Source organism: Idiomarina baltica OS145 (assembly GCF_000152885.1).
Classification (GTDB): domain Bacteria; phylum Pseudomonadota; class Gammaproteobacteria; order Enterobacterales; family Alteromonadaceae; genus Idiomarina; species Idiomarina baltica.
This window is the reverse complement of sequence record NZ_CH672412.1, coordinates 9,598-20,966: the sequence shown is the minus strand read 5'-3', so window position 1 is coordinate 20,966 and position 11,369 is coordinate 9,598. Positions and strand designations below refer to the sequence as shown.

Genomic DNA, 11,369 nt, shown 5'->3' with positions numbered 1-11,369 from the left:
CCTAATGTTTTTGACTTTTACGGCGGTGATGATTGAATCATGTCCGATGAGTTAAAAATATGCAAGTACATCAGGTCGAAAAGTATCGAAATTGACACGGTCGATTGTTAAAACGCGGTAATCGACCGTGTCATTAAAGGCGAGAATAACTAGAGTTTTTCGTTTAACTCAGGTAAGACTTCAAATAAATCAGCGACCAAGCCATAATCGGCCACTTGGAAGATAGGTGCTTCTTCGTCTTTGTTAATAGCGACAATCACTTTTGAGTCTTTCATACCCGCTAAGTGTTGGATAGCTCCACTGATACCGACGGCAATATACAATTGTGGCGCAACGATCTTACCGGTTTGACCTACCTGCATATCATTCGGTACAAAGCCTGCGTCTACAGCGGCACGCGAAGCACCCACAGCTGCGCCTAGTTTGTCAGCGATATCTTCGATCAATTTAAAGTTTTCGCCATTTTGCATACCACGACCACCCGAAATAACGATTTCGGCGGCGGTCAATTCTGGACGCTCTGATTCGGCTAATTGTTCTCCGACAAATTCAGACTTGTCGTTATCAAAGACCGCATCAATCGCTTCAACCGAGCCCGAACCGCCTTCGCTTGCCACCGCATCAAAAGCAGTCGCCCGCACCGTAATCACCTTAATGGCATCTTCGGCTTGCACGGTCGCAATCGCGTTGCCTGCATAGATCGGACGCTTAAACGTATCCGCAGATTCAACCGCAATAATGTCAGAAATTTGCGCCACATCGAGCAATGCAGCCACACGCGGCATAAAGTTTTTGCCCGTTGTCGTTGCTGGCGCGAGCACGTGACTGTAGTCTTTGCCCAAATCGGCAACTAACTTGCTTACATTTTCTGCGAGCTGATGTTCGTACACGGCATTGTCGGCCAACACTACTTTGTTGACGCCTTCAGCCTTTGCGAGCTCATCAGCGACTGTTGCGCAGTCTTTACCTGCGACTAATACATCAATATCACCGCCAATGGCTTTCGCCGCCGCCAAGGTTTTCAGCGTGGCAGGATTTACGGCGTTATTGTCGTGTTCTGCAACCACTAAGATGCTCATAGGACTTTGGCCTCATTCTTCAGTTTATCGACAAGCTCATCTACGTCTGCCACTTTAACGCCCGCACTACGTTCTGCTGGCGATTCAACTTTGAGTAGCTTCACAGTACGTTTCACCGAAACGTCCAAGTCGTCAGTTGAAACAGTTTCAAGTGGCTTACGCTTTGCTTTCATGATGTTCGGCAACGAAGCATAACGCGGTTCGTTTAAACGTAAGTCGGTCGTGACGACTGCCGGCAGAGCCAACTTCACCGTTTGCAAGCCTCCATCAACTTCGCGCGTTACAGAAACGTGACCATCAGCCACTTCTACTTTCGATGCGAATGTGCCTTGAGGCATATCAGTAAGCGCAGCTAGCATTTGACCGGTTTGGTTATTATCCGAGTCAATCGACTGCTTACCTAAAATGATCATGTCAGGCTCTTCACGCTCAACAACGCCTTTAAGGATTTTTGCGGCTGAAAGTGAATCCGGCATATCGTCGGTTTCAACTTGGATAGCGCGGTCAGCACCTAACGCCAATGCGGTACGCAATTGCTCTTGCACTGCTTTGGGTCCAATAGATACCACCACAACCTCATCGGCTGTGCCTGCTTCTTTCAAGCGCACAGCTTCTTCGACTGCGATCTCACAGAACGGGTTAAGCGCCATTTTGACGTTAGCCAAATCGACGTCTGACTGATCTGGCTTCACGCGTACTTTGACGTTGTAGTCAATGACGCGCTTCACCGCGACAAGTATTTTCATGTCACTTTCCTTTTGTTGGAACTGATCTAAGTTACCTGGATTTAAAATTTGTTAACTCCGCTATTATCCTAGACTGGAGGCTATCTCACAAGTTATGCGACAATAACAGAAATTTGTTGTAATCAGGAGTTTACACAGTGATACAGCCTTCACGCAAACCTATCGGTTGGGAAAAGCGCTATCGTGAGCTTATCGAACTTGCCAAAACGATGCCAGCGTTACCCGAACAATATCGTGATAAAGCCCATGAAGTTGGGGGCTGTGAAGCAACGGTATGGCTCTATTTGGATTGCCAAGACAAGCAGCGTATTACCGTGCGCTTTGATAGCGTCTCACGCATTGTTAAGGGGTTATTAGCATTGATTCAAGCGGAGCTCGACGGCCATAGCGCAACGGACATTGCTCAATTCGACATTGATGAATTATTCGCCAACTACGGCCTCACACAACAACTGACGCCGTCTAGAGCCAATGGTTTATACAACGTGAGCAAAGTACTCAAGCAGCGCGTCGCTCAATGCGCTTGAGCAAAGTTGATACTGCAAACATGGCAAAGCTACAAGTGACCACCATGGCCGCACCAAAACCAGAACTGCAGTTCATTTGCATGGTGCCGCTGCCGGGTTTTTGAAGAGTGACTTCACCCTCATGCTCTCCGGCGACCCAGGGATACCGTAGCTGCTCCTCGGAATAAATGCAGTCAACGCCCCATTTGCGCTTAGGGTTCTTGGAGAAATTAAAATCACGGCGCAGTTTAGAGCGCACCTTAGCCAACAACGGGTCCTGTTTTGCTTTTGCCAGGTCCGCTACACGAATTTGGGTTGGATCTATTTGTCCTCCCGCACCGCCACAGACCACTAATGGCAGTTTATTACGCTTACAGTGCGCTACTAAAGCAGCCTTGGTGTTAACGCTATCAATAGCATCCAATACCGCGGTAACGCCGCTTAAGTGAGTAGCAAAGTTTTCTTCTAGTAAAAAATCGTCAACAATATTGACCTTGCATGCAGGATTTATCGCGCGTATCCGCTCGGCCAACACTTCGGTCTTAAGTTGTCCTATCGTGTTGAAATCAGCGGGAAGTTGACGGTTAATATTGGTCACACAAACATCATCAAGATCGATCAATGTCAGCTCACCGATACCGCTGCGTGCGAGCGCTTCAACGGCCCATGAACCGACGCCACCGAGTCCGGCAATAGCGATGTGTTGGTTACGAAATGTCTTCAGTGCTTTGCGTCCGTAGACGCGTTCAACGCCACCTTGGGCTTGGTCATTCGGTGCGGGTTGCTTGCTCGCTGACGTCATAAAGTATCAGTCCTACCTGAAATATCTCGCCACGCGTATCATGCAGTGGCATAAGGGTAATATTCTGTTGCATCCATTGCAGCTGCCCGCTCAGCGGGCGACTGTGTCGGAATCGAAACACATAGGGGCGCTGTTCCCAAGTAATGAACACCCGGGCATCTAGGTTCCACACGCGCTCTACTTTCTGGCGAAACCAATGCTCATCGATCTCAGGGCAACATTCAAATAGGATTTTATCACGAACTTGACTAGGGCGCAGACCGCTGTGGTTGGTCATAAACTCATTCCACATTTGTACGCGATAATCACGGTCAAGCACTACGATACCGATATCAATAGCACCTAGCAGGCTTAGTTTAGCGTGTAACTCATCCATTTCACTCATCGCTGCCTCCTTATTCCGCGTACCAGTGGGCGACCTGTTGGTCTAAACGTTGCACCGCATCTTCCGGTAGCAAAATAAGTAAATCGAAACCAATGCGATGTTTGGGGAGCTGATAACCAATTTCTATCGCCAACACCTTTTGCCAACGCTGTTGTGGCTGACTCAGCAAATCCGCTAGGGATTTATGCTGTCCTAGCAACACCGGTTGCGATGCGGTAAATTCGACGTGCAATTGATGACCTAAACCGTTGAGACACGCGGAGGTAATAATCGAAGCAATATCCATCAGTGCTTCAATGCGCTGCTGCTGTTCAGTACCCGAAAGCTGTTCGCCCAATAACTGACGAACGTCTTCCACTGACGTATCGGTGAGCAACGTGAGCGCCTCGCCTAAAATACCCGACCCTGCAAACCCTTGGCTGACCGCCGATACACGCTCCGCTTGATCAATGGATTGCAGCGCCATGTGTAACTCTGACGGAGCTATCCAGTTAACATTGGGCACCGGTAGCTCAATAAATTGATTTAATACGCGAGCAATATGGTCACCTGCCTGACCCATGGCGACATTTGCCACTTCGCGATAAACGTCCAACGCGCTGGCTGCCACTTCAACTTCGCTCGCCTCCTGCAAATGACCGCTGCCGGGCTGATAAAGACCAAACTGTTGTAGATTTTGAGCTATTTCAGTCGTTTTGAATGGCTTTTTTACAAAAGCGAGTGCACCGAGTTTTATTACGCGTTGATAGGCCTCAGGTTGAATATCACCAGAAATGACAATGACGACGCAGTCACGTTCATACTGCGCTAAATGCTCGAGCACCTCATAGCCGTCCATGATCGGCATATTCAGATCGAGCAACAGTAATTGCGCTTCGCCGTTCTCGATCCGCTGCAATGCTTGTTCGCCATGCTCTGCTTGATACACGGTTGCATCCCAGTCCTTGGGTAAACTTTTTATCAGCTGCTTGCGCGCCATCCGTGAGTCATCACACAGGGTCACCTTCAACGTCATTTGTTTAACCTTTGGTCATTAGACTGCAAATGGATATTTAATCGGCGGGTGATGCTGATAACCCTCAATCGAGAAATCGTCTTTCGTCACCCACGTTTCAATATCCTGCAGCGTTTTAATATCGGGATTAATATGCAGTTGTGGCGATGGATACGGCTCCCGCTTTAGTTGTACATCGCGCATAAGCTCAAGTTGATTTTCATAAATGTGTGCGTTGACGATTTTGTGAAACACTTTACCCGGTTTATGTCCCGTAATACGCGCTACAAGCGCTAACAACACAAAACACTGAATTTGATTAAAGTTCAACCCAAGCGGGACATCGCAACTGCGCTGATAGGACGTCAAATACAATTTGCCATTCAGTAGCGAAAAAGTGTGCGTATGCATACACGGACGCAAGCATCCCATGTCGAGCTCGCCGGGGTTATAAAACGTAACGATCTCGCCTCTATCGTCAATGCCCTGAGTTAAGTCATCAACGACCTTTTGCAGTTGGTCAAACTGGCTACCGTCCGGTCGTTGCCAAGCGCGGCCTTGAACACCATAAACACGCCCCATGTCATCGGGCCCTTTGCGATGAGGATTGGCTAGCCAGCTGGCGTTTTCATTGGCATTGGCGTTCCACGTATTACAGCCGATATCGCGAAATTGCGCAGCGCTGTCATAACCGCGCAGATAGCCCAGTAGCTCAGCGATAGCCGCCTTGTAATAGCTTTTACGCGTAGTAATGAGAGGAAACTGATTGTGCTCGACATCGTACTCTAAATCGGCGTTAATCACCGTCAAACAGTTGATCCCGGTCCGGGCGTTGTGCACCCACTCTCCTTCATCAATGATACGCTGACACAGCTGAAGATATTGTTTCATTATCGACCTATGCTTTTGAGCTATTTTTTTGCGCGTAAATCAGAAGTCCGACACCTAAAATAATCATCGGAATTGTAAGCCATTGTCCCATCGACATGCCCAAGGAGAGAAGGCCTAAATGCGCATCCGGCTCACGGAAAAATTCGACGGTAAAACGCGCTATACCGTAACCCAGTAAGAATAAACCGCTGACCGCACCGGTGCCGTGTGGCTTACGTTGGAACCACCACAGTAGCGCAAACAAGAGTAAGCCCTCTAATGCGGCTTCATAAAGCTGTGAGGGATGCCGCGGCACGGGCCCACCCGATGGAAAAATCATTGCCCAAGGCACGTCCGTTACACGTCCCCACAGTTCGCCGTTGATGAAGTTACCCATCCGTCCAAAGAATAATCCCATCGGCACGAGAGGCGCAATCATGTCACCGACCGCCAAAAACCGGCGGTGGGTTACGCGAGCATAAAGATACATCGCTGCAATAACGCCCAGCAAACCGCCATGGAAAGACATACCGCCTTCCCATACTCGAAATAAATACAGCGGGTCAGCCATGAACAAGTCAAAGTGATAGAAAATCACATAGCCGATGCGGCCACCGACCAAAACACCTAGAAAGCACCAAAACACGAGATCCGAGAATTTGTCACGCGTCCAATTTGGCGATTGCTCAGCTTGTCGTCCACCCCACCACAAAGCAAAAACGAACCCTAATAAGTACATTACACCGTACCAGTGGATGGCTAATGGGCCTATGCTGAAGATCACAGGATCAATATCAGGGAACTGCGTGTATTCGTTTAGTGGCACTACTCACTCCTTAAAAAAATATCAGCTTTATAGCCACAATAATGAGGAAAACTGCAAATATACGCCGCAACTGTTTGACCGGCAAACTGTGCGCCAGCTTAGCGCCTACTGGTGCACAAATGACTGACGCAATCGATATGGTTAGCCACGCGGGTACATGAATAATACCTAATGCACCATGCGCTACACCCGAACTGTACCCTTTGATAATAAAAATGAGTACCGCACTACAACCAATGATAAAACTGCCTAGCGAAGATATCGCAATAGCTTGTCGCACAGACAACCCGCAACGCTGTAAAAAAGGCACCGTTAATGCACCGCCGCCGATGCCAACGAGCCCTGAGATAACACCAATGCTTGTTGAACCCACGCTTAACCAACGCTGCTTAATATGTTTAGCGTTCACTTCGCGTTTACTTTGCGGTAGCGACATGCGAATGGCGAGTACTACCAGTACCGTCGAAAACAACATTTTCAGCCAGTGCGGGTCGACAGCAGTCACTAAAAATGCCCCTACCATCGCGCCTAACGACAATCCGGGTAACACGCGGACGACCCAAAAGCGCTCCTGTAAGCCCGAGCGATAATGGCTAAAGGCCGAACTCGCGGTTGTCATGCAAATCGTAGCCAAACTCGTTGCAATTGCAGTCGGCATCACTAATGCCGGCTCAATACCTAATTCAGGCGCAAGATAGACGAGCAGCGGCACAATAACTAAGCCACCACCAATACCCAGTAAACCCGCTAAGGTCCCGGCCAGCACACCGCCCAATAGGCACCAAACAATGACTGTAAGTTCCATATGCTATTTCCCTGCCCTTACAAAACCACCCAAGCCCATGCTTTCCATTTTTTCTGAAATCATGCTTCGAACTTGCTCAGGTCTACGCGCCTGTAATGCTTTAGCCAACATCACCTGCAATGTACTCGAACGTACGTTCCGCAAAATCCAGCGGACACGATCGACGTTGTAACTGTTCATACTTAACTGTCGATAACCCATCGCCACAAGTAACAAAGCTCCACCCGGGTCACCGGCGAGTTCACCACAGACGCTGACAGGTTTGCCGAGCTCTTCACACCGTCGTGCAATTTCATCGAGGCTGGCAAGTACGGCAGGATGGTAGGCATCGTACAGACTGGCAACACGCCGATTATTGCGATCGACGGCAAGTAAGTATTGGGTTAAATCATTGCTGCCCACCGAGAAAAAATCGACTTTGCTTGCCAACATGGGGAGCTGATAAATCGCAGCGGGTACCTCTATCATAACGCCCAACTGAGGTTGAAATAAGTTAACACCGACCGCGCAACCTTGCTCTTCTGCGACTTCAAAGTAAGCCTGTTTAAGTAAGCGTGAAGCCTCTTCCACTTCGCTCACACTGGTAATCATCGGTAGCAAAATACGTAAATTACTGCGCCCGATGCTCGCTCGTAACATCGCTCGAATTTGTACCAAAAATATCTCTGGATGATCGAGTGTGAGTCGAATCCCACGCCATCCTAAAAACGGATTATCTTCCTGTAATTGTAAGTAGGGCAGCGGCTTGTCACCCCCCACATCCAAAGTCCGCATAATGACAGGCTGGTCTGGGAAGCAATCCAATACTTCCTTATACATTTCAACCTGTTCATCCTCTGTCGGCAATTGTTCGCGCATCATGAAAGGGATTTCAGAGCGATACAGTCCTACACCATCAATATTGAGGTGTTTTAAGTGCTCCTGATGAATATCGAGTCCCAAGTTGAGATGCAGGCTGACACGTTGTCCATCTTGCGTTTGTGCTGGCAAATGCGCATGTTCTGCAACGATGGATTTCAGCTCTTCTTCTTCATCAGCTAAGTGTTGATACTGCTCGCGCACTTGCGGCGGCGGGTTAATGTAGACTTCGCCCGTATATCCATCAACAATCAGGATTTTTTCGGAGAAATAATGTAACTCAATATCATCCACGCCTAAGACAGCGGGAATACCCATGCTTCGTGCCATAATCGCGGCATGCGAGTTACTTGAGCCTCGTAAAGAGATGATGCCAGCAATTTGGGTGCGTGGTAGCTCCGCCAACATTGACGCTGTCACCTCGTCGGCGACCAATATACCTTGCTCGGGAAACGCTCGCCGCTTACGTTGACGTTGCTGCAAGTGCATGAGTACTCTTTGCCCAATATCTCGCACGTCTGTCGCACGCTCGCGAAGATAAGAGTCCTCGAGTGCTTCAAACTGATCAACAAATTCTTCGACCACGTGCTTTAACGCGGTTTGTGCTCGCCACCCTTGTCCGATCATTGCTTCAACGGCATTGCCTAAACTTGCCGCATCCAACATACCTTGATAGACATCGAATATTGCCAAAGTATCGTCAGGCACCTGACCATACACACGTTCGGCAAGTTGCTTTAATTCAGCACGGGTACGCGCGACGGCCTGTCGAAACTTGCGTACTTCATGTAGCGGACGGTCGGTCTTTTGCGGTGATACTTCCTTTAAACTGACCTCGGGTCGCGCAACATACGCATCCCCAATCGCTACTCCCGGCGAGCCAGGCAAAGCTTGAATACTGTGCACCCAAGGCGAGTGCTCATCGGTGAGTAGACCCTTAGTATTTGCGTGTGCGATGACGACCGATAGCTGTGCCGCCAATGTCACGACAAAGGCCTCTTCCTCACGCGTAAAGTGACGCGCCTCACTTTGATGAACAACAAGAATCCCCAGCACTTTACGGCGATGGATAATGGGCGCTGCCAGTAACGCGCGGTACTGCGACTCATTCGAGTCTAGTAGTTCTTTGTTAGCGGGATGATTACTGATATCAGCAATATTCAGTGGCTCTTCACGTTGCGCGGCGAGCGAGATAATACCATCCCCAAAATCAACTCGAATCGGCTCGCCAGACGCATCCGCTAAACCATCACTTGCCGCCATCACGTACTGATGGGCTTGGGCATCGGCTAAAAATACGCTACAGCTGTCTGTCTCAAGTGCCGAGCGCACTTGAGACACCATCGTGCGAAGCGCCAGCTGAAAGTCAGCCGCTTTATTCACACTTTCGACGATCCGCTGTAGCGTCACCAGCATAATTAACGCTTCCGTCTATTTGAACGACCATGCCGAGCATGGCGGTTCGAGGTCTTTGGGGTGTTCAGACTGGGCATTGCATACGCAGCGAACTCTCTCATCACGCGTCGGTAAACGTCACGTTTAAACGAGACGACTTGACGCACAGGGTACCAAAAACTGACCCAGCGCCAGCCATCAAACTCCGGGTGTCCGGATTGTAAAACGTCGACATCTTCTTCACGACACTTCAGTTTTAACAGAAACCATTTTTGTTTCTGTCCAACACACATGGGCCGTTGTTCTCGCCGAATTAACCGCTTGGGTAAACGATAGCGAAACCAGTGACGGCTGGTGTACAGAATTTCTACCTGCTCTGGCTTGAGACCGACCTCTTCCCAAAGTTCTCGGTACATCGCCTGTTCAGGGGTCTCACCATCATCTATGCCGCCTTGCGGAAACTGCCAGCTATGCTGATTAATACGGCGAGCCCAAAATACCTGCCCATGCCCGTTACAGATGACGATTCCTACGTTTGCTCGGAATCCTTCAGCATCTATCACGCGAGCATCCTCAATTATTCTTTGATAAAGTGATTCTTCCATAAAGGGCGACTTGGGGCAAATCAAATGCGTTATACAGTACCGACGCCAACCTCTGTAGACGAACTATTACAGCGCGCAAATCGGCTAACAGGACAATCATTCGCCCAGTTAGCAAAGATAGCCAACTTACACATGCCCAACGATTTAAAGAAGGATAAAGGTTGGGTGGGCATGATGCTCGAACAACACTTAGGCGCCAGTGCGGGATCTAAGCCGCTGCAGGACTTTCCTGACCTGGGTGTAGAGCTAAAAACATTACCCGTCGATGAACAAGGCCAACCATTGGAAACGACCTTTGTATGTGTTGCCCCGTTGCTAAATACGTCTGGGTTGAACTGGTTAAACAGTAACGTACGTAATAAGTTAAGCTGTGTATTATGGATACCGATCGATGGACGTCGAGCCGTTCCTTTAGCAAAACGCGTCGTCGGCCAGCCTTTTTTGTGGCGTCCAACAAACGAACAAGAGCAAGCCTTGCAGTCGGATTGGGAAGAACATATGGATCGTATTGCATTAGGTGAGGTCGAATCGATCACAGCACGACAAGGCGAGTTTTTGCAAATTCGCCCGAAGGCTGCGGATGGTAGCGCGCTCACTGAGGCGGTCGGACCCAACGGTCAGATGATCCAGGTGCGTCCGCGGGGCTTTTATTTAAAGAAAACATTTACCCGAGCGATACTAGAACAGGTGTTTAATGCAGTTTAACGTCACCCCACAAGCAAAGCGTAATGCCATTACGTTCTGTGCTGTTGCGATAGGGCTCATCGCACTTTTGGTTTTTATGCATTTAGTGCGAGATGATATTCCCGTTGGCATTTCTGTGGTCATCGGTGCTGCGGCTGGTATTTTGTTGCTACTTGGCGTAGGAAAGCTGATTGAGCCCCCCGTATCATTAGCCATCACCCCAGACACCATTCGTTACATTCACCGAAAAGGCGAGTGGCAATTGGATTGGGACAATGTAGTGCGTTTCGATATTCCCCGAGTGCACCGCTTAATGGAGCTCGAGGACGCGCCGTTTTTAGGCTTTCGTGTTTACAACAACGATGCAATTTTGCAAACCATTTCGCCCCGCTTAGCGTCTGCTATCTTATTTGAGCAACGCCAGTTGATGACCATGGCGTTGCGTCACGAGCGTCCAGAACAAGCTGACTACAGTGAGTACTTTGATATACCCGAGCGTTTTGTCAGCTCAGAGGGACGTGTTTATAAGGGGCTTATCGCAGTCTTTGGTCGCCGCATGGAACAAATGCGCGAACTCCTCGGTTACGATCTTTATGTCAGCGCAAACGCACTTGATCGAGACATCTATGAATTTAGAAGTCATCTGCAACGACTGCAGGCATCTCGACAAGAAGCGAAACTGGACAATACCCGTTAACGCGTTAAACGCTCGAAGTCGGGGATTGTGTAAGCCTCGACTTCCGGCTTTTGAAACAAATAGCCTTGCATGAGCTCAACGCCGTTGTACTTAAGATAGTAGTATTCCTCTATCGTT

At 49.1% G+C, this 11,369-nt stretch carries 13 protein-coding genes; 3 read left to right on the top strand and 10 right to left on the bottom strand.

The window, feature by feature from the left end:
- Nucleotides 1–149: 149 nt before the first annotated feature.
- Both OS145_RS12900 and OS145_RS12895 read right to left on the bottom strand, forming a co-directional pair.
- Nucleotides 150–1,079 (bottom strand): electron transfer flavoprotein subunit alpha/FixB family protein, encoded by a 930-nt coding sequence (locus OS145_RS12900; RefSeq protein ID WP_006957032.1) that lies wholly within the window; start codon nucleotides 1,077–1,079, stop codon nucleotides 150–152.
- The gene (locus OS145_RS12895) at nucleotides 1,076–1,825 is read right to left on the bottom strand and encodes an electron transfer flavoprotein subunit beta/FixA family protein (protein ID WP_006957031.1); all 750 of its coding nucleotides are present in this window, start codon (nucleotides 1,823–1,825) and stop codon (nucleotides 1,076–1,078) included. Before OS145_RS12895 ends, OS145_RS12900 begins: the two co-directional genes overlap by 4 nt.
- A 137-nt stretch (nucleotides 1,826–1,962) precedes the next feature.
- Between OS145_RS12895 and OS145_RS12890 the strand changes: the two genes are divergently transcribed.
- Nucleotides 1,963–2,352, top strand: coding sequence for a SufE family protein (locus OS145_RS12890; RefSeq protein WP_006957030.1), 390 nt, complete (start codon nucleotides 1,963–1,965; stop codon nucleotides 2,350–2,352).
- Here the strand turns inward: OS145_RS12890 and tcdA are convergent.
- Genes tcdA through rppH form a run of 8 tightly spaced genes read right to left on the bottom strand, consistent with a single transcriptional unit; the run spans nucleotide 2,324 to nucleotide 9,829 of the window.
- On the bottom strand, nucleotides 2,324–3,133 hold the full coding sequence (tcdA, locus tag OS145_RS12885) for a tRNA cyclic N6-threonylcarbamoyladenosine(37) synthase TcdA (protein WP_006957029.1): 810 nt from the start codon (nucleotides 3,131–3,133) through the stop codon (nucleotides 2,324–2,326). The genes OS145_RS12890 and tcdA overlap by 29 nt on opposite strands.
- The gene (locus tag OS145_RS12880) at nucleotides 3,099–3,518 is read right to left on the bottom strand and encodes a PAS domain-containing protein (RefSeq protein ID WP_006957028.1); all 420 of its coding nucleotides are present in this window, start codon (nucleotides 3,516–3,518) and stop codon (nucleotides 3,099–3,101) included. The genes tcdA and OS145_RS12880 overlap by 35 nt, the downstream gene beginning before the upstream one ends.
- 10 nt (nucleotides 3,519–3,528) lie before the next feature.
- Nucleotides 3,529–4,533, bottom strand: coding sequence for a response regulator (locus OS145_RS12875; protein WP_006957027.1), 1,005 nt, complete (start codon nucleotides 4,531–4,533; stop codon nucleotides 3,529–3,531).
- A gap of 18 nt (nucleotides 4,534–4,551) precedes the next feature.
- Nucleotides 4,552–5,403: a thymidylate synthase gene (locus OS145_RS12870; RefSeq protein ID WP_006957026.1), complete on the bottom strand. Its 852-nt coding sequence runs from the start codon at nucleotides 5,401–5,403 to the stop codon at nucleotides 4,552–4,554.
- Between the two features lie 7 nt (nucleotides 5,404–5,410).
- Nucleotides 5,411–6,208 carry a prolipoprotein diacylglyceryl transferase gene (gene lgt, locus OS145_RS12865; protein WP_006957025.1) on the bottom strand — a complete coding sequence of 266 codons (798 nt, stop codon included), beginning with the start codon at nucleotides 6,206–6,208 and terminating at the stop codon, nucleotides 5,411–5,413.
- A gap of 10 nt (nucleotides 6,209–6,218) precedes the next feature.
- Complete coding sequence (locus OS145_RS12860) at nucleotides 6,219–7,013, bottom strand: sulfite exporter TauE/SafE family protein (protein ID WP_006957024.1); 795 nt, start codon at nucleotides 7,011–7,013, stop codon at nucleotides 6,219–6,221.
- Between the two features lie 3 nt (nucleotides 7,014–7,016).
- Complete coding sequence (ptsP, locus tag OS145_RS12855; protein WP_006957023.1) at nucleotides 7,017–9,287, bottom strand: phosphoenolpyruvate--protein phosphotransferase; 2,271 nt, start codon at nucleotides 9,285–9,287, stop codon at nucleotides 7,017–7,019.
- A gap of 2 nt (nucleotides 9,288–9,289) precedes the next feature.
- Complete coding sequence (rppH, locus tag OS145_RS12850) at nucleotides 9,290–9,829, bottom strand: RNA pyrophosphohydrolase (RefSeq protein ID WP_006957022.1); 540 nt, start codon at nucleotides 9,827–9,829, stop codon at nucleotides 9,290–9,292.
- A 66-nt stretch (nucleotides 9,830–9,895) separates the two neighbouring features.
- On the opposite strand from rppH, the gene mutH reads away from it, so the two are divergent.
- Nucleotides 9,896–10,576, top strand: coding sequence for a DNA mismatch repair endonuclease MutH (gene mutH, locus OS145_RS12845; protein ID WP_006957021.1), 681 nt, complete (start codon nucleotides 9,896–9,898; stop codon nucleotides 10,574–10,576).
- Nucleotides 10,566–11,252 (top strand): DUF2982 domain-containing protein, encoded by a 687-nt coding sequence (locus OS145_RS12840; protein ID WP_006957020.1) that lies wholly within the window; start codon nucleotides 10,566–10,568, stop codon nucleotides 11,250–11,252. The genes mutH and OS145_RS12840 overlap by 11 nt, the downstream gene beginning before the upstream one ends.
- The last annotated feature ends 117 nt before the right edge of the window (nucleotides 11,253–11,369 follow it).

What these genes read in the sequence shown, in the direction of transcription:
- ptsP (WP_006957023.1), bottom strand. Translation starts at nt 9,287, where the DNA reads ATGCTGGTGACGCTACAGCGGATCGTCGAAAGTGTGAATAAAGCGGCT.
- OS145_RS12895 (WP_006957031.1), bottom strand. Translation starts at nt 1,825, where the DNA reads ATGAAAATACTTGTCGCGGTGAAGCGCGTCATTGACTACAACGTCAAA.
- OS145_RS12875 (WP_006957027.1), bottom strand. Translation starts at nt 4,533, where the DNA reads ATGACGTTGAAGGTGACCCTGTGTGATGACTCACGGATGGCGCGCAAG.
- mutH (WP_006957021.1), top strand. Translation starts at nt 9,896, where the DNA reads ATGCGTTATACAGTACCGACGCCAACCTCTGTAGACGAACTATTACAG.
- tcdA (WP_006957029.1), bottom strand. Translation starts at nt 3,133, where the DNA reads ATGACGTCAGCGAGCAAGCAACCCGCACCGAATGACCAAGCCCAAGGT.
- OS145_RS12880 (WP_006957028.1), bottom strand. Translation starts at nt 3,518, where the DNA reads ATGAGTGAAATGGATGAGTTACACGCTAAACTAAGCCTGCTAGGTGCT.
- OS145_RS12870 (WP_006957026.1), bottom strand. Translation starts at nt 5,403, where the DNA reads ATGAAACAATATCTTCAGCTGTGTCAGCGTATCATTGATGAAGGAGAG.
- OS145_RS12840 (WP_006957020.1), top strand. Translation starts at nt 10,566, where the DNA reads ATGCAGTTTAACGTCACCCCACAAGCAAAGCGTAATGCCATTACGTTC.
- OS145_RS12900 (WP_006957032.1), bottom strand. Translation starts at nt 1,079, where the DNA reads ATGAGCATCTTAGTGGTTGCAGAACACGACAATAACGCCGTAAATCCT.
- OS145_RS12860 (WP_006957024.1), bottom strand. Translation starts at nt 7,013, where the DNA reads ATGGAACTTACAGTCATTGTTTGGTGCCTATTGGGCGGTGTGCTGGCC.